The sequence below is a fragment of the Bradyrhizobium sp. Ash2021 genome, assembly GCF_031202265.1.
GTDB lineage: Bacteria > Pseudomonadota > Alphaproteobacteria > Rhizobiales > Xanthobacteraceae > Bradyrhizobium.
This window is the reverse complement of record NZ_CP100604.1, coordinates 4,673,847-4,690,478: the sequence shown is the minus strand read 5'-3', so window position 1 is coordinate 4,690,478 and position 16,632 is coordinate 4,673,847. Positions and strand designations below refer to the sequence as shown.

14 protein-coding genes and 2 tRNA genes are annotated in these 16,632 nt (G+C 62.7%); 5 read left to right on the top strand and 11 right to left on the bottom strand.

The genetic code is table 11. The features are described 5' to 3' along the window. Positions 1–80: 80 nt before the first annotated feature. Together NL528_RS22360 and NL528_RS22355 are read right to left on the bottom strand one after the other, a co-directional pair. Positions 81–746, bottom strand: a complete 666-nt coding sequence (locus tag NL528_RS22360) for a protein-L-isoaspartate O-methyltransferase (protein WP_309176620.1) — start codon at positions 744–746, stop codon at positions 81–83. Between the two features lie 146 nt (positions 747–892). Then, positions 893–1,072 carry a hypothetical protein gene (locus NL528_RS22355; protein ID WP_309176619.1) on the bottom strand — a complete coding sequence of 60 codons (180 nt, stop codon included), beginning with the start codon at positions 1,070–1,072 and terminating at the stop codon, positions 893–895. Positions 1,073–1,337: 265 nt separating this feature from the next. Here NL528_RS22355 and NL528_RS22350 point away from each other — a divergent pair. After that, positions 1,338–1,412, top strand: a tRNA-Asn gene (locus NL528_RS22350). Positions 1,413–1,714: 302 nt separating this feature from the next. Here the strand turns inward: NL528_RS22350 and NL528_RS22345 are convergent. Continuing rightward, a complete protein-coding gene (locus NL528_RS22345; RefSeq protein WP_309176618.1) occupies positions 1,715–3,052 on the bottom strand; it encodes an IS1182 family transposase in 1,338 nt (445 codons plus the stop codon). Positions 3,053–3,353: 301 nt separating this feature from the next. Here NL528_RS22345 and NL528_RS22340 point away from each other — a divergent pair, with 301 nt between their 5' ends. Next, positions 3,354–6,065: a hypothetical protein gene (locus tag NL528_RS22340; protein ID WP_309176617.1), complete on the top strand. Its 2,712-nt coding sequence runs from the start codon at positions 3,354–3,356 to the stop codon at positions 6,063–6,065. A 79-nt stretch (positions 6,066–6,144) separates the two neighbouring features. On the opposite strand, the gene NL528_RS22335 is transcribed toward NL528_RS22340, so the two are convergent. The 6 genes from NL528_RS22335 to NL528_RS22310 form a co-directional block, all read right to left on the bottom strand. Then, the gene (locus NL528_RS22335) at positions 6,145–6,528 is read right to left on the bottom strand and encodes a RidA family protein (protein WP_309176616.1); all 384 of its coding nucleotides are present in this window, start codon (positions 6,526–6,528) and stop codon (positions 6,145–6,147) included. 24 nt (positions 6,529–6,552) lie between these two features. Then, positions 6,553–8,895: an acetamidase/formamidase family protein gene (locus tag NL528_RS22330; protein ID WP_309185010.1), complete on the bottom strand. Its 2,343-nt coding sequence runs from the start codon at positions 8,893–8,895 to the stop codon at positions 6,553–6,555. Between the two features lie 129 nt (positions 8,896–9,024). Further along, entirely contained in the window at positions 9,025–10,266 is a 1,242-nt protein-coding gene (locus NL528_RS22325; protein WP_309176615.1) for an acetamidase/formamidase family protein, read from the bottom strand. Between the two features lie 64 nt (positions 10,267–10,330). Beyond that, a complete protein-coding gene (locus tag NL528_RS22320; RefSeq protein WP_309176614.1) occupies positions 10,331–11,935 on the bottom strand; it encodes an amino acid ABC transporter permease/ATP-binding protein in 1,605 nt (534 codons plus the stop codon). Continuing rightward, a complete protein-coding gene (locus NL528_RS22315; protein WP_309176613.1) occupies positions 11,935–12,849 on the bottom strand; it encodes an ABC transporter substrate-binding protein in 915 nt (304 codons plus the stop codon). The genes NL528_RS22320 and NL528_RS22315 overlap by 1 nt, the downstream gene beginning before the upstream one ends. A 193-nt stretch (positions 12,850–13,042) precedes the next feature. After that, positions 13,043–13,288 (bottom strand): hypothetical protein, encoded by a 246-nt coding sequence (locus tag NL528_RS22310; protein ID WP_074276987.1) that lies wholly within the window; start codon positions 13,286–13,288, stop codon positions 13,043–13,045. 254 nt (positions 13,289–13,542) lie between these two features. On the opposite strand from NL528_RS22310, the gene NL528_RS22305 reads away from it, so the two are divergent. From NL528_RS22305 to NL528_RS22295, 3 genes are all read left to right on the top strand, one after another. Further along, the gene (locus NL528_RS22305; RefSeq protein WP_309176612.1) at positions 13,543–13,734 is read left to right on the top strand and encodes a hypothetical protein; all 192 of its coding nucleotides are present in this window, start codon (positions 13,543–13,545) and stop codon (positions 13,732–13,734) included. A 1,106-nt stretch (positions 13,735–14,840) separates the two neighbouring features. Further along, positions 14,841–15,143 (top strand): hypothetical protein, encoded by a 303-nt coding sequence (locus tag NL528_RS22300; RefSeq protein ID WP_309176611.1) that lies wholly within the window; start codon positions 14,841–14,843, stop codon positions 15,141–15,143. After that, on the top strand, positions 15,140–15,286 hold the full coding sequence (locus NL528_RS22295) for a hypothetical protein (RefSeq protein WP_309176610.1): 147 nt from the start codon (positions 15,140–15,142) through the stop codon (positions 15,284–15,286). The genes NL528_RS22300 and NL528_RS22295 overlap by 4 nt, the downstream gene beginning before the upstream one ends. A gap of 357 nt (positions 15,287–15,643) precedes the next feature. On the opposite strand, the gene NL528_RS22290 is transcribed toward NL528_RS22295, so the two are convergent. Beyond that, positions 15,644–15,717 (bottom strand) — tRNA-Cys (locus NL528_RS22290). 172 nt (positions 15,718–15,889) lie between these two features. Next, the gene (locus NL528_RS22285) at positions 15,890–16,621 is read right to left on the bottom strand and encodes a tRNA-uridine aminocarboxypropyltransferase (RefSeq protein WP_309176609.1); all 732 of its coding nucleotides are present in this window, start codon (positions 16,619–16,621) and stop codon (positions 15,890–15,892) included. Positions 16,622–16,632 lie beyond the last annotated feature (11 nt).

Sequence of the window (16,632 nt, the reverse complement as noted above, 5' to 3'; positions counted from 1 at the left end):
GGAAACTCTTCACGTGGGGCAATCCGGCCACACTTCTGATTCAGAACGGGATTTTAACGGCCGTTGCGGGGCGACAATGGCTAGAAAACGAAGGCGGGAAGCCGTTCCAGGCCGGGCAGGACCGGCGCCGCGGCGTCGAACAGCGCCCGGTTCCCGAAATCGCCGTGGGAGCGCGTCACAATGGTAGCCCGGGCGGGCGACGACATCGCGAACACCCCGACCAGCCGGCCGCCATTCCGGAGCTGCGCGTAGAGCTGCTCCGGCACGATCTCGGTCGCGCCGTTGACGACGATGACGTCAAACGGAGCATTCGCCGAATCGCCCCCGGCTGCCGCCCCGGTGCCGACCGCGACATTTCCACAACCGTTGCGGGAAAGGATGTCCCGGGCCTTCGCGGCCAGCCCCGGTTCGCTCTCGGTCGCGGTCACCTGCCCGGCAAATTGCGCGATCACGGCGGCCGCATAACCGCTGGCGCAGCCCACCACCAGAACCCGGTCGGTCTGCTTGATCTCGGCCGCCTGCAGCATTTTCGCCAGCACCGCGGGCTTGATCAGGAACCGCTTCACGCCGCCGCCCTCGCTGACATCGAGGTCGAGATCGAGATAGGCCAAGGCGCGCTTGTTTTCGGGCACAAAGGCCTCGCGCGGCACCGCCAGCATGGCATCGATGATTCGGATATCGGTGACGTCGCTCGGACGCACCTGGCCATCGACCATCTTCTGGCGCGCGGTCACAAAACCGGACATTGGCAAGACCCTGATAACGAGACGCTGATGGCGAGCGGCATTGCCGCCGCAAGAGCTAGAACCGGGTCATCTTTGGTACAAGCTCCGCCAAAACGCAACACGCCGATCACGCTGCGGAAAGCAAGCCAGCCAGTCGGGAATCCGGGTTACTCGATCGTGACGGCGAGCCGGCCGATCAGCAGCGCCACCTCGTCCAGATGCTCGGAATCATGGGCTTCAACGGCCTGCGCGAGCCGGCGCAAACATTCGTCGTCGCTCAGGGTCGGGATGTCGCTCGGCACGATCGAGGGCACCGTCTTCATCAGATCGGTCGCAATGACTGGCATGGAATCGCCTCCGTAAACCCGGCAAGGCCAGCCTCTTGGCCGAATGAGTCGATTTGGCGGCCGGGCCATGACACGGATGAATGGGCCAATTGCGCCGGCAGGTTGCCAATTGTGTCTGCCGCCAGGGCAAAACTGCCGGCAAACCCTTGTGTTGCAGCGATTTTCCGGCCCAAGCGAGCCGATGCCCAAGTCAGCCATTTGGTCCTTTGCAAGCCCGGAAGGCTTTGTTATACGCTGCCGGCTCGCGAACAATTGTTTCGCCTGTTCCTCGGTAGCTCAGCGGTAGAGCATTCGACTGTTAATCGAATGGTCGCTGGTTCGAATCCAGCCCGGGGAGCCACCAATTCTCTGAATCAAATCAATAATGTAAGATTTGCCCCCGCAGCGGATTCGAACTTTCCGATGCGGTGAGTTGCCTAAAGAATGACATTGATGCCCTTGCGCTCGATGACATTCAGGAACGCGGGCGCCGGTCCGGTGGGCCGCGAGCTGTACCCCGTAGCCAAGCTGAGAGGCTGAGAATGTATCCTGCGGGGAGCCGTTGGTAAGCATCTTCGGGTCCGCCGGCTCGGCTGGTTCGAGCCGGCGGCTCGATTGTGAGTTGATTGGGAGTGCGGCTTTTCTGCCCTTTGTCTCCCGTTGTTATGCCGGAACCTGGGCTGCGGCACGTAATCTGAAGCTGCACATCATGTTGTGGGCCAGCGCGAACCAGAGCAGGACCGTGCGTGCCTTGTCTTTGCCGCGGACCGTGATCTGCTGGAGCCCCATGCGCCGGGCATAGGCATTGATGCACTCGTGCTCAGCTCTGCGTCGATAGATGTTTTTGCCGAGATCGCTCCCCATGCGCTTGCGCCAATCGGCCACCGCTACACTGTCGCCCGGCTTCGGCGCATACGGATCGGTGCCGTGCTTGGTATGCCCAGGCGGACACCACAACGTCGTACCGGTTGCATGCGTCCACTCGATATCGTCGTTTTTGGTGAACCCGCCGTCGACCAGATAGTCGGAAGGCCTGCAGTCGCGGGCGCGCAAGCCCTCGATTGCCGGGCGCGCCAAGCCGCGATCCGAGCCGCTGGTGTCGATATCGACAGCGACAATCAGCTGGCTGGTCGGCTCAGCCACAATTTGCATGTTGTAGGCGGGACGGAAGCCGCCATCGGCCATCTTCATCACCCGGGCCTCGGCGTCCGTCGTCGAAGCCCGCGGCTCCTTCTGCTTGGCCACTTCCTGCTTGTTGGTATTCTTCCGGCGGGCCCGTTCGGCCTCCAGCTCCTGCATGCGCTCCTGAGCCGCCACGATGCGGGCCTCGCGTTCGCGCGCCGCCCGTTCTTGCGCCGCGCGCCGCACCTTGTCGCCTGAGCCGGGGTCAGCTTCGAGTTCGGCGCGCAGCCGAGCCACCCGTGCCTGCGCCGCCGTCCGCAGTTCCTCCAGCCGTTTGCGCCGGCGGAACGAGCCCGTTCCGGTAGATGCGCGCACCCGCAATCCGTCCTGCGCCAGGATATCCAGCGACACCAATCCGGCTTCCACCAGCGAGGCGACACCGCGCGCCAGCAGCTGATCCAGGACCGCCCGATGCGCGATCCGGAAGTCGGACAGGCTGTGATAGTTCATGGAGACGCCGCCGCACAGCCAGCGGTAAACCAGATGATCCCGACACAATTGATCCAGCCGGCGGGCGCTGCCGACGCCATCGACCGTGGCCCATAGCCAGAGCGCCATCAGCAACTCCGGCGCAGCCGGCGGATGGCCCGGCTGCCCTTCGCGGGCTTTGATCGCTTCGTGGAGCGCCGACAGATCAAGTCCTTGAACAAAGGACCAGACCGCCCGTACCGGATGGTCATCCGGTATCAGATCGTCCAGCGACGCCCAATGCGTATCGATCTGGCTGCGCTCCGGAACCCGCAGCCGCGGCGTACCGCGGCCCTCCGGTTGCGGTCTCTTCTGTTCGGGCAATTCCTCGAACAAACCTTCGTCGGCCATCGCAAGCTCACCGATTCAGCTACCACATCGATGGAATCATACAGCGTCAGCCGTTGCAAATGCCTGGAATCAAAACATTCACACGCTCTGAGCTGGCGCGCGAATATGGCCTGGCTAATCATCGCCCGTTCCCCGGTTTACGACTCTGCGCACCCGTCATCGGCGTCACCTGCGCTTCGGTTCAGTCGCGTTGCTCACGCGCGCACAAGGTGTGGGACGAGCGTACCGCCCGTCTTACTGATCACAAGAATCGACTGTAACCTCTCGGGCGGAAGTATCTGTCATGAAGGGACATACGGGAATGGCCACGCCTGCACAAAATCAGGAAATCCAGCTCGGGTTTGGCGAGAGGCCGCGGGGGAATGCGGCCACGCTGTTCGGGCCGAACATCTTCGTGATCGGCGGCGACGACAAGTCCGATATTCAGCAATCGATCTACACGGCCGCGACCGGCTTCACCGCTTCGAGCCTCGGAAACAAGGTATCATGGTCTAACAGCCGGCTTGCGCTGCCGGACAGTTTTTGGCCGCAGACCAAGGGCACGTGCGCGCTGGCGATTCAGTCCCTCCAGTCCCTCCCGGCGCTCTATCTGTTCTGGGCTCAGCCGAACGCCGGTGTCATGGCCACGTCGGCGACGGATGTCACCCAGCCATCGTCGGGCGGAACCTCAACTTCACCAACGGTGAATTGGTCGGCCGGCCTGGTCCTGTGCGACGACAACCAGGCGATCATGCCGGCACCGGACGGGGCGTGCGTGAGCGCCGTCTCGCTTGGATCGCAGGCGTTTCTGGTGGCGTTCCCGTGCGGAGGCAATCCCTTCAATCTGGGAGCCATCGGGCTTTACTACGTGGCCGATCAGTTGCCGAACTCCATGACCACGACGCTCGCAGGCACGTTCGGAATCTGGCCCGCGCGCGCCATGCGGGCGTTCTCCGCCCTCGAGCTCGGCGCGCTGCTTCCGGCCGTCACGGGCCGCAACGGCAACAGCTTCGGCAACATCTGCAGCATCGCGGTCACGCCGCAGGTGAACGGCGCCAGCACCGACGGCAACAATCCGCTGCTCCTCAATCTCGTGATGCTTCTCACGCTCACCATGGAGGACCATTCCGGAAAAACCCCGTTCCAAATGGCCGTCACCTGCCCGCTTGATGATACCGGCTCGCCCCTCACGGTGCCATTCGCGCTCGCCTGGTCGAGCACGCCGACCACCAAATCCCCTCTGACGCTTTTATCCGACCCCGCGGGCCGGCTGGTGGCCAGCGGTTCGTCGCTTGAGGGCGGGACCAAGCAGGAGGAGGATTCTCTGGTCTTCCATCTCTTCAACACCTATGCGCAACTTCAATACCTCGCGCAGACCACGCAATCGGCACAGTCATCAAACACCTCTACGCCCGCAACGTCGCTGTTCATCGTCGACACCTCGAATCCGACAACGACGACGAGCAAGAACATAACGCAGAACGGCACGATGACCAGCACGTCGTACCCGCTTCTGCAGCTGGTGTTTTATGGCGGCACCACCGTTGCGCAGTCAATCACGTATGGAAGCGCCGTGTCGATGGCGAACTACTGTAACATCGCTCTGACGACGCAGGATGGCGGCTCGACCGTGGTGGTGACCGGGATCATCGATGGGCCGCTGCCGATGCCGGCCGCGAACGTGATCGGCTGGCAATTCGAGGGCACCAGCAACGACCTCGGGTCGATGGTGTACGGGACCCAATCGAGCCAGCAAAGCGCTACGCAGCAAACCGTCAATATCGGCGTGAGCCTGACGAGCGAGGGCCAGGTGGGCATCTGGGCCGGGGGCGAAGCCCTCGGCGACGGCGGAACTGCGGGCGTCGCGTGGGACTTCGCACTCAACTGGAGCGCGGCAGCGACCTGGGGTTCATCGAGCACCTCGACCTTGGCCGTCGAGGGCCAGCAGAGCTCGATGGTGAGCGTCGTCAAGGACGCCGGCGCGCCGGTGAGCGGGGTGAAGGACAGCGGCGTGCAGCCCGTGACGCCACAGATCGGGCAGGCTGTGGTCCCGGCCGGAACATTCTGGAGTGCGGGATCGTCGGTCTCGATCACGAATATCAAGTTCCTCGATGCGCAAGGCCAGACCATCTCGGACGGTTCGCAGAGTGTCGGATCCTATGCACCGCAAGCGCCGATCTTCGCCTCGAGCACGGCACAGATCGGCACATCGGCGCCGAACTCCTACATTCCGTTCATGGTGACGCCCGGTGATCTCATGACATACACGATCGATGGCCCGCGTCCGGACGGCACGCCGTGCGGAATCAACGTCACGATGGCGGCGCTGACCAACGGCGAGATCACCGACTATTTCGGTACGGTGATCTGGCCGGCGGCGTTCGACTTCGCGGTCGGGTCCGACACCCCGCAGAAGTTCCTGGAGTTCAGCTGGAGTCTAGGCGCTGTGAGCGGCGAGGCGTTCACGGCGGTTCAGGGCACCGTGGACGTGCTTTCCTGGAACATCCAGGCCTCGATGGCGGTCGGACTTGTCTGGGATGTGAAGGCCGGCGTGCCGTTCTTCGGTGGTCTCGAGAACCAAGGTAATTTGATGATCGGCGGCAGCGCCGGCTATGCCAGCAGCACGACAACCACCGCGAGTGACGAGTGGGGGATCACGATCGCGCCGTTTGGTGCGAGCCCGCCCTGGGGACCGCCCAATTGGGGCGTCGTCCCCGAGCAGGCCAAAACCATCGATCCGAACTGGGAAAACGACGTGGTCGCTCAGTACACGTTCGCATTGTTGTTCCTGCCCGATCCATCAAGCGACGCACCGGCCCCCCTTTGTCCGGGCTACTGGGTCCAGGAATTGATCAAATACGGCGACACCAACTCCGCGAAAAACAATCCCTCAGATTACCTGCCGAACAACCTCGATCCGGGCTCAGGCTGCTGGAGGATCGTTTACGTGGTGCTTGCAATTCAAACCTACGCCGATTTGAACAACGATCCTCCCACCTACACGTACAAATGTAGGGATCCGAGGTTCAACTGACGCATCGCAGCGGAATGTGGAGTATCGTTTTGTCGCGGTCGCGTGAGCGAAACGAGATGCGGCGGCTTGTTCGTGACCGCTAAGGTCGCCGGCACACCAGATCGATCTCGATCAGCGCGTCATAGGCGAGCCCGGTCACGCCCACACAGGTCCGCGCCGGCAGCCGGTCCGGCGGGAAATAGCCGCGGTAGGTGTCGTTCATCGCAGCGTAGTCCTGGCTGAAGCGGGTGAGATAGATCCGCGCCATCACGATGTGCTCGAAGCCGAGGCCGAGGCCTGCGAGTACGACGCGTAGATTCTCCATCACCGCGTTTGTCTGCGCGACGATTCCGTCGGGCAGGACGCCGGGCGTTGCGGGGGTGTCCGGCATCTGGCCGGTGACGAAGACAAAGCCGTCGGTCTCGACGGCGTGGCTGAACGGTGCGACGGGCTTTGGCCCGCCTGCGATCATGTGGAATTTCAATTTCGTGATCCTCTTGCTCTTCGCCTAGGGCGCATCCTGGAACAGCCGCTTGCTCAGGATCGCGTGCACGCCCCAATTGCCGTCGACGACCTGGGTGACGCCGAAGTCGACCGCCGCCGACATCAGCGCGATCGCCTCGTCTTCGCTCAACCCCTTCACGTTCATCAGGAAGCGGCGCATTTTCCGGAACGCGTCCTTCATCGCGAGATCGAGCGAGGATGTCGCGTAGACCTCGCTTTGCCCCTGCGCGCCGAATTCGGCGAGATAATTCGGGTGGCTGAATCCGGTCAGCACCCAGTCGGTTTCGGTCTCGATCAGGGGATAGCTGAGATCGGCGAACGGACGTCCCGCGAGATTGCCCTTCTTGTGCAGGATGACCTGGAACGTCCCGGTCATCGAACATTCGATCGCCGTGCCGCTCAATTCGCCGTCGCCCTGGGCGGCATGGGGATCGCCGACCGACAATAATGCACCGGGCACCGAGACCGGCAGATAGACGGCCGCGCCCTTGCCGAGCCGCCAATTGTCGAGGTTGCCGCCGAAATAGGACGGCGGCACGGAATCGACGAAATCGTGCTCGCGCGGCGCCACCGCGATCACGCCGAAATGCGGGCGCAAGGGAATGCTGATGCCGTCGAGCACGGCGTGCCGGCGCTTCACGCTGCCGCTTGCGACGGGAACGCCGGGATAGTCATAGGTGGTGTGGACCACGCCGAACGGATCGGTCTGCGGTTCCCAGCGGTAGGAATACAGCGCGCGGGCATGCGGCGTTTCGCCGGAATCGAAAACTTCGTAGATCGTCACCACTTCGCGCGGCTTGGGGCCTGCGAGAAATTCGTCATAGTGATAGCCCCACCACGCGGCGACGCTGGAGCCGAACACCCGGCCCTGATAATGGGGGTTGCGGCTCGGCCGCGGCACGATGTCGAGGATACGCACCTCGAGCACGTCGCCGGGCTGCGCTTCCTTCACGGCGATCGGCCCGGTGCAGATGTGCACGCCGAACCCCTCGCCCGCGCCGCGGCCGAACACGGATGCGTCCATCGGGCCGGCGCCGCGCCGATCCACATTCTTCTGCTGCCTGGTCCAGCCGAACACGCTTTCAGCGCCGGCATCGCCCGCGATCATCCGCTCCGGATCGTCGGAGGCATGCTGCGACAGGGTTTCGATGGTGACGGTATCGCCTGAATTGATTTCGATCTGCGGCGGCAAGCTGCGGCTGAAATAGCCCCAGTGCACCCGCTTGGCCTCCACCGCGATATGATGGTGGGATCGGTCGGCTTCGTTGCGGCATTCATCGGATCCTAGCGCCGCGAGCGCTGCAAGCTTTGGCGTGGTGCCGCTGGCCGGATGCGCACGCAACTGGGCCAGCGCATCCTGCGGCCAGCCGCGCTGGCCCGACGCGTGGGACGGCGGCGCGGCGCGTTCGGCCTCCTGCTGGCGGAATTCACGCGGCGGCAATCCGAAACGGTGGCGAAACGTCCGGCTGAAATGCGCGGAATCGCCAAACCCATAGCGATAGGCGATTTCCGAGATCGAGCGATGCGACTCGGCAGGATTGGACAGATCGGCCCAGGCCCGCTGCAGCCTCCGCTCCCGAACATAATGGGTAAAATTATCGCCGACGCCTTCGAACAATTTTTGCAGATAGCGCTCGGAGATTCCTTCCGACTGCGCAACGCGCGCCGGCGCGAGCTCGCGATCGTCGAGCCTGCGCTCGATGGTCTGACAGATCCGGTGCAGGATCGCCGCCTGCGTCGCGGTGTGGCTGGCTTCCGATGCCGGACCCGCGAACTGGTGCGTCAAGGTCAGCAGCAAATCGGCGAGACTTTGCGCGACCGCGGCCCATTCCACATCCGCGAGCGATTCCAGCGTTCGCGCCGTGGCATCGAGCATGCGGGAGAACACATCCGCGAGCCCACCCGGCGACACGACGCGGGCTTCGTCGAATCTCGACTTGCCGGTGATGCGGCCATGCAACGCTTCCGATGTCACGGAGAGAACGATCGCGCGCATGTCGCGCTGGAAGATCACGCTCCAGTCGCCGCTGCGCGGCAGCAGCAAGAGATGGCCGGCGGGAATGATCCGATGGCTGGCGCCCTGCCGCAGCACCACGCCGTCTTCCGTCGGCAACAGCGCGATCGGCAGGCCATCGCCGGATTGCGGCAGCGGCGATATGCCCTGCGATCCCGCCGAAATTCTGGTCAGCGCCACGCCAACCGCGTTGCGATGCGACGCCGTTGCGTGCCCGTCATAAAAGACGTTCGAAGATGCCGGCTGCAGGCCGACCGCGCTCAGGACGTCCCGCCATGCCTCGGGGCGGTCATCTCTGGCATAGGATTCACTTGTGAACGGACGGAAGCTCATCGCATCGACCCACCTTGGTGGAGCGAAGCAACCCCCATGCCAGACGGCCGCGATTGCGCGCCACGACGGCGGCGTCAAAACCACGCTCATTTTCTCCCCGACGGCAAAAAGCCGTTTTCGTTCAATGCATTAATCGCACCTGAAGACGTTCTTGCGGATCGTGCCGTGAACGCCCCAATTGGCGTCCACGACCTGTGTGACGCCAAAATCCGCTCCCACCGACATCAGCGAAATCGCCTCATCTTCGCTCAGCCCGTGCACGGTCATCAGGAACCGGCGCAGTTTTCGGAACGCGTCGCGCATGGCGCGGTCGAGGCTCGAGTGGTTGGCGATCTCGGTTTGGGCGTTGGCGCCAAGTTCGGCCAGATAGTTCGGATAGGTGAAGCCGTAGACCGACCATGCCTGGTCGGTTTCGAGCATCGGATGGGTGAGACCCTCAAGGGTTGTCCCGGCGAGATCGCCCTTCTTGTGCAGGATGAACTCGAAATCCCCGGTCAGCGAGGTCTCGATCGCGGTGCCGCCGAGTTCGCTGTCGCCTTGGGCGGCATGGGGATCGCCGACCGAGAAGAACGCACCGGGTACCGCGACCGGATAATACATCCGCGCGCCCTTCCCCACCCGCCAGTCGTCGATATTGCCGCCGGTGTAGCTCGGCGGAATCGAGCTGACGAAATCGGCTTCCGACGGCGCCAGCCCCATGGTGCCGAAATGCAGCCGCGCCGGCACCTTGACGCTGGTCAGGATGTTCTCCCGCTTGCGGATCGTGGTGTGGTCGACCCGTACGCCGGGATAATCGATGGTGGAATGAACGATGCCGTCCGGATCGGTTTGCGGGGTCCAGACATAATTGTAGACAGCCTTCGCAAACGGCTCGCCTGAAGTGTCGAGTTCGAAGATCGTGATGACCTCGCGCGGCTTCGGCTCCTCGATCAGGTCGTGGTAGTGAAAGCCCCAATTCGCCGCCGCGTTGGAGCCAAAGCAGCGGCCGGCATGGCAGGCGTGGCAGGCAGGCCGCGGCCGGATGTCGAGAATCCGCACTTCCAGGACATCGCCGGGCTCGGCGTTTTTGATTGCGACCGGTCCGGTCAACAGATGAACGCCGACACCCTCGCCCGCGCCGCGAATGAACGGGCCTTCGGTCGGGCCAGAGCCACGGCGGGCCACCGCCTTGTGTTCGCGGGTCCAGTGAAACACGCTTTCCGCGCCGGGATCATTGGCGATCATCCGCTCGTAATCATCGTTGGCGTGATGGGTCAGCGTTTCGATGGTGGCGCGGTCGCCCGAGCGCAGCGTCAGCGCCGGTGAGACCTTCTTGCTGAAATAGCCCCAGTGAACGGTCGCCGGTGAAACCGGCAGCGTAAAGTGCCTCATGTAAGTGCCTCCTGGGGAAACCCTGATATCGCGGGGTCTTGAGATCGAAACGGCGCAGGGCGTGTCATCGCACCGCCTCCGGCGCCTTGTCGGATTCCACCACGCTGAGAAAGCGCGCGGTGAGCGGGTGGCGCGGATTGGAGAGAACCTCGTGCGCCGGGCCCTCCTCCACAATCGCGCCGCCACTGAGAAACGCAACGCGGTCAGCGACTTCGTCGGCGAAGCGGATCTGATGGGTTGAGATGATCATGGTCAGGCCGTCGTCGACCGCGAGCCGACGGATCACCTCCAGCACCTCGTTGACGAGTTCGGGATCGAGCGCCGAAGTCGGCTCGTCCAGCAGCAGCACGCTCGGGTTCGGCGCCAGAGCGCGCGCGATGGCGACGCGCTGCTGCTGCCCGCCGGAGAGATGCCGCGGCAGCGCATCGGCGCGGTGGCTGAGGCCGACCCGGTCGAGCAGTTCGTTGGCGCGGCGGTCGGCGTCGACCCTGGTCATACCGTGCACCCAGCGCAGCGGCCCGGCAACGTTGTCGCGGGCGGTCAGATGACCGAACAGGTTGAACTGCTGGAACACCATGCCGACGCCGACGCCGGCGCGCTCATTGGCGATGTCGCGCGGCGATAGCGGCCGGCCATCGTCGCGAAAGCCGAGACGGCGGCCGCCGACGCGCACGGTTCCGGAATCCCAGCTCTCCAGATGATTGATGCAGCGGAGCAACGTGCTCTTGCCCGAGCCGCTCGGACCCAGCAGCGCCACCACCTCGCCGATGCGGACCGTCAGGTCGAGGCCATCCAGCACGGTCTGCGCGCCGTAGTCCTTGCGCAAATCCTTGACGTCGACGGCGATATTGTTGCGCGCGATGGTGACGGCGCGCTTGGCGCGGTCTTCGCGGGTCAGCGCCCGCGGCGGCGGCACCACCGGATCGGCGTCGAGCGGCGGCGCGGTCTTTTCCACCAGATCGATTTTTCGGTCGACGCGCCGCCATGGCAGATAGTCGGCCAACCGCCGCTCCTGCCTGGTGCGATCGAGATCGAGCAGCCATTCCAGGAACAGCTGGATGACGCTGACGGCCCCGGTCAGCACCAGATAAAGCAGGCCGGAGGCGAAAAAGATCGAGAAGAAATCGAAGGTCGAGGACGCCAGCTGCGTGCTGCGCAACGTCAATTCCTGCACCGCGATCACGGAGGCCAGCGACGAATTCTTCAGCGCGCTGACCGATTCATTGCCAAATGCAGGAATCATGGTGCGGATCGCCTGCGGCGCGATCACCCGCCGCATCAGCACCGCCGGCGTCATGCCGAGCGCCTGCCCCGCCAGCACCTGCCCGCGATCGACGCCGAGCACGCCGGCCCGCAGCATTTCGGCGATGAACGGCGCCTCATTGCAGGCCAGCGCGAGGCCGGCGGCGATGATCGCCGGCAGCTTGATGCCGATATGCGGCAGGGCGTCATAGGCAAACACCATCTGCAGGATCAACGGCGTGCCGCGGAAGATCACGGTGTAGCCTCGCGCGATTGCCGAAAGCCACCAGAACCGGCTGAGCTGCATCGAGGCCAGGATCAAACCAAGGATCAGTCCGCCGCCGAGCCCGAGGGCGGTCACCTGAAGCGTGACGGCGATGCCCTCGAGCAGATACGGCAGACTGAGATAGTGCAGGAACAACGACATCAATTGACCGTCAGGAGGCCCGGTTCCTTGAGGTTGTTGGGATCGAGCTCCCACTTCTTGAGCAGCGCGGCCTGGTCGCCTGACTTGTAGATTTCCATCATCACGGCCATGACCGCTTCGCGGAATTTTGGCTTGTCCTTGGGCACGGCGATGCCGACCGAGTATGGGATCGTCACCGCAATCGCCTTCTCGAGCTTGTCGGGGTTGGCCTTGACCGCGTTATCGACGGTGTTGACGTCGTTGACGTAGGTGTCGGCGCGACCGGCCAGGATCGCCTGTATGCAGTTGGCGTTGTTGTCATAGAGCTGCAGCGTCGGCTCCGGCTTGCCTTCGGCCTTACAGGTCGGGATCAGCGCCTGCACCAGCGGCACTTCGACGAAGCCAGTGTTTTCGGCTGCCGCCGCGCCGCACATCGTGGTGTTGATGCCGGTGATCTTCTTCGGATTGCCCTTGGCGACCAGCACGCCGTCGAACACCTTTGAGTAGGTGATGAAGTCGCCCGCCTTGGCGCGTTCCTCGGTGGCGTAGATGTCGGAGATCACGATGTCGGCCTGGCCGCTCGCCAGCGTCGTCAGCAACGCCGCAAACGTCACGGCCTTGTAGGTCATCTTAAAGCCGAGGCATTCGCCGATCTCCTCGCCGAGATCGATGTCGAAGCCGATATATTTGTTGGGATCCTTGGGATCGATCGCTTCATAGCCGGGCGTATGCGGGTTGATCGCATTGACCAGCGTCTTGCCTTTCCAGTCCGGATATTTCTCCGCTAGCGCCGCGCAGCCCGCCGGCGCCGCCTGTGCGCCAACAGGTGCCAGAAATCCCGCGGCGACGATCGCCCCAAAGACAACCTTACCAAGAACAGCCCTGCGCCACGGAAGTGACGCGCGCCGTGCATCCCCAAACAGCCATTTACGCATGTTGCCAGCTCCTTCGACGTTGTCATGGCGCCTGCCATGTTCCAAAGCTTGAAGGAAAGGCTACGGGGAACGGACGGGGGAAAGCTTGTCCGGGGACGTACAAAAAATTGGATTGGGCGAGCCTGAGATTTGAGCAGGCCTGCTCAAGATGTGGACGGGTTTTCCCGGATCCAATTGGCCGCGACGCTCACCCTCACTGCTCAAAATACGCCCGGCACGCCTCGCTGAGACTTGCCTTCTGCCGGCGCAGGCAGGCGGTGATGGCACGCACGTTCGGGATTTCGCCGGGGCAGAGGCGATAGACATCCGGCGTGCACGCCTTGCGCTGTTCGGGCGTGCCGATCGCATGCGCCGAGCCGGCCGCGAAGAGCGTCAGCAAGAGCGCGAGCGCGAAGGCTGGATTGGCGCGGACCGCAAATCGTGTGAAACTGGCGTTCATAACTGTCTCTCCCCGTTTCGGTCGGCGCCATGGTCGCGCCGGCGTCATCGGGGCAAATACGTGAAATAGATTTTTCCAAATGTGATTTTTCTCACATTTGGTTTTGGCGGCCCCGGTCTAGGTTTCGCTCCGGGAAATCAAGACCTCAGTAACCATATTTGCCGTGATGGCCTGATCGATAAAATTCGATCGATCGGTTCAATCCGGAAACAAAACAGTTTTGGGACGATGCGCTCTCGAACCCGGAGAGCGCGATGAGTGAAGTTGAATTCGACCTTTTGCTGGATGCCGTGAAAACGGCCATTGCGCCCGTACCGGAGGAGGATCTTTTGCCTCAGACCTCGCCCCTCAGCCTGCCGCTCAACAAACCGCCGCGCGCAGCCAACGACAATCGTTCGCCCTGGCCGCTGGTTCCGTTTCCCGCCGGTTGGTACGCCGTCTGCTGAGGCCGAAGGCTTCGTCCGGCCTCTTATATGTCAGGCGCAAGCCTTTGATTATATGGATGGAGGCCGTGACCAGAATTGAACTGGTGTAAACGGTTTTGCAGTTCTACTTGGTTGGTCCCAGCCCATACCGTCCCATACAACAGAGTATGATTTTGTTGGGCTTTTGAGCCCCACCCCTGTCCTTCGCACCACCTGATTACGCATACACTAAGCGGTCCGGTTGCAATCACGGTGGCAGCGGTGAAAGTACAGCGCCAACAGAAAATCACCCTTGGGGAAATGCGGTCATCGGGCCCTCACCGGCTGGTCTATTGCGCGGACTATCGTTGCAGCCATTCGATCGCGATCAGCGCAGACCGATCTTCGCATGTAAGGCCTGTGGCAAGAGAGGCGCCGACGTCCGGCCGGACCTTCACAGGAACAAGTCGCCCGCCGCGGCGATGGGCTATCGCTAGTGCCGTGGTCGAGGCCTTTCGACGATCCGATACTGCCCGCCGTGTGTCGTTTTGTCCTGCGCCAATTGGTCTAAAAGCCGCGGGACCAAGTCTAAGGTAGAAGTCGTTTGACCGTGCCGCTGTTTGTTCTCCTGTGGCGAACAGATGGTGTCCGCGTTTTAAGCCTAAGTGCCCCAAGCTGAATTTCGCGGTGCCCAAATTTTGTTCCTCACCTCGCCGTGAATTTGTCGCAGCGCGTTCCCCGTATAGCCTACCCGGCACGGACTTAGGGGTACCCCTAATGATATACCGTCCGTGGGGCTTATCCCCTGGGCGCCGTCGGTTGAAATATTGACTTTTTGAATATTGGCATCGCGGATGAGGGATTTAATTCATGGACAGCCCGCAGCATTGTCGAGATCAGTCGGCCGAATGTGTTCGCTTAATGGGCCTGGCGCACAGTGAAGCGCAAGCCCAGGTTCTGAGAAATCTCGCATCTAGCTGGTCGAGACTTGCCGGCCAGATCGACCGCTACAATGCGCTCATTCGTGAACAAAGCCGAAGCGTCGTCCAGAAGTAGAGTCGCTTCGGCATTCCGCTGCGGCGGCCGTTACTCGACGAAATGCTCAAGATCGTTGCGCGTGGCGCGGACAAAAAAGACAAGACTGCAGCGTGAGTGAGTTGGGCTGGCAACGCCGGTTTGACGATCCGATCACCATGCCCGGCGGCGGGCATCTCGTCACGCTCGAGGATGCCGCGACGTGCATCACCGAGTTGCCGAAGACGGGAGCCGCCGAGCCGAAATGGCAGACTGCAATCTCCGAACCCATGCTGGCAGTTGACCGTAATGGACCGACGATGCGGGCTCGCATTGGCTTCATGAAGACATTGACCCGGCATTACGCTCGGGAGTTCAATTCGTCACGGAAGGATCCCCATTGGGGGCGCCGGAAGCTGAAACGAGATCAGCTATGACGGTCTGGATTTACGTCGACACCAGGAAACAGGTTGGCGACAAAGATCACCTGAAGGTCTTTGCAAGCGATGACGCCGCGGAAACGTGGCTGCAGGAGAACGACCCTGAGGGCGTGGCGTTCGAATACGAGGTTCTGGAGTGAACCACATCGACCGGCGCGCAATCTTCGCCATGCTGCTGATCGTCGCGCTGGTGATCATCTGGAATGTGATGGGTGGACGTTAAAGCCCGCCGGGCGTGAACCGGCGGACTTCTGGCCTCAATGCCGCGTCGCCATCATGTCCTGCGGCTTCATGGCTCCTGTGCTTGCGCCGAATCGGGCACGCCTGACCAGCGATCACCCTGAAGGTCTACAGCCATATGTTCTCGAACACCGACAGCCGAGCGGCCGATATCATGGAAGCGACGTTCGCCAGGGTACGCGTCACGGAATAAGAACGGATTTGCTACCCGCCGGTGGCAATCGATTTACGGCCATGGCCTAAGTATTTGAAATTGTTGGAGGCCACGACCAGAATTGAACTGGTGTACACGGTTTTGCAGACCGTTGCGTAACCACTCCGCCACGTGGCCCCATCGGGGCGCACTCATATACGGCCTCTCCCCGATAGGCAACCAATTGACCGAGCCTTTAGGTCAGGACCTAAGGCTCGTTCCATATTTGAATCTGACGCGTTTTCTTGACGCGAACCGGTGTCCACCCCGGATCAAGTCCGGGGCAGGCTTTCGCTCGAAAACGCTTTGATCAGGCCCGCTTGCGGCGCCGGTAATCCTTCTTCTTCGGTTTCGGCGCCAGTTCCGGCATTTCGGCCTGCACCTCCAGGTACCTCGCCAGCAGCCGCTCAAAACTGGCGTTCAGCGTCTCCGCGATATCCGGCCGCTTCTCCAGCCCGGCCAGCAGCATTCCCGCCGCCTCGATGGTGGACAGGCCGTCGCGGCGCGGCTCCTTGCGGAGCTTGCCATAGCGCGACGGGCGCTCGGGGCCGAGGATGACCCGCTGGCACTTCAGCATCCACGCATTGCGCCACCACAGCGCCTTGGCCTGGCTCCAGGTGCCATCCAGCAGCACGATTCCCTCGATATCGCCGAGGATGGCGCGCTGGTTGGGCTCGACTTCGCCCTTGCGGTTGATGGCGACGATATCGCGGTCGGTCTCGAGTTCGCTGACCTTGGCCGAGCCGAGATAGAGCACGGCCCAGCGCGAGGGGTCGTGCACCGGCCGTCCCAGCGCCTTGGACAGGCTGGGCCAGGACAAGCCGATCTTGACGACCGCATCCTTGAAATGGAGCGCGGTCAGCCGCGCGGTGCCGAGCGCCCTGTCCTGCTCTTGCGGATGCTGCAGGATCAGCAGCGAAATGCGGCTCTCGATCGGCTCAATGCTGTCGCAGATGCACAGCGGCAGCGGCTTGCCGCAATCTGGGCACTCCGGCACCACCTCTTCGGCGGTCCCAGCCTTGGATTCGGGTTGTTTTGACATCCGCCCGCTAT

Excerpts from the sequence above, each read along its gene's own strand:
- NL528_RS22325 (WP_309176615.1), bottom strand. The coding sequence starts at position 10,266 with ATGAGGCACTTTACGCTGCCGGTTTCACCGGCGACCGTTCACTGGGGC.
- NL528_RS22285 (WP_309176609.1), bottom strand. The coding sequence starts at position 16,621 with ATGTCAAAACAACCCGAATCCAAGGCTGGGACCGCCGAAGAGGTGGTG.
- NL528_RS22355 (WP_309176619.1), bottom strand. The coding sequence starts at position 1,072 with ATGCCAGTCATTGCGACCGATCTGATGAAGACGGTGCCCTCGATCGTG.
- NL528_RS22330 (WP_309185010.1), bottom strand. The coding sequence starts at position 8,895 with ATGAGCTTCCGTCCGTTCACAAGTGAATCCTATGCCAGAGATGACCGC.
- NL528_RS22310 (WP_074276987.1), bottom strand. The coding sequence starts at position 13,288 with ATGAACGCCAGTTTCACACGATTTGCGGTCCGCGCCAATCCAGCCTTC.
- NL528_RS22295 (WP_309176610.1), top strand. The coding sequence starts at position 15,140 with ATGACGGTCTGGATTTACGTCGACACCAGGAAACAGGTTGGCGACAAA.
- NL528_RS22340 (WP_309176617.1), top strand. The coding sequence starts at position 3,354 with ATGGCCACGCCTGCACAAAATCAGGAAATCCAGCTCGGGTTTGGCGAG.
- NL528_RS22305 (WP_309176612.1), top strand. The coding sequence starts at position 13,543 with ATGAGTGAAGTTGAATTCGACCTTTTGCTGGATGCCGTGAAAACGGCC.
- NL528_RS22345 (WP_309176618.1), bottom strand. The coding sequence starts at position 3,052 with ATGGCCGACGAAGGTTTGTTCGAGGAATTGCCCGAACAGAAGAGACCG.
- NL528_RS22320 (WP_309176614.1), bottom strand. The coding sequence starts at position 11,935 with ATGTCGTTGTTCCTGCACTATCTCAGTCTGCCGTATCTGCTCGAGGGC.
- NL528_RS22315 (WP_309176613.1), bottom strand. The coding sequence starts at position 12,849 with ATGCGTAAATGGCTGTTTGGGGATGCACGGCGCGCGTCACTTCCGTGG.
- NL528_RS22360 (WP_309176620.1), bottom strand. The coding sequence starts at position 746 with ATGTCCGGTTTTGTGACCGCGCGCCAGAAGATGGTCGATGGCCAGGTG.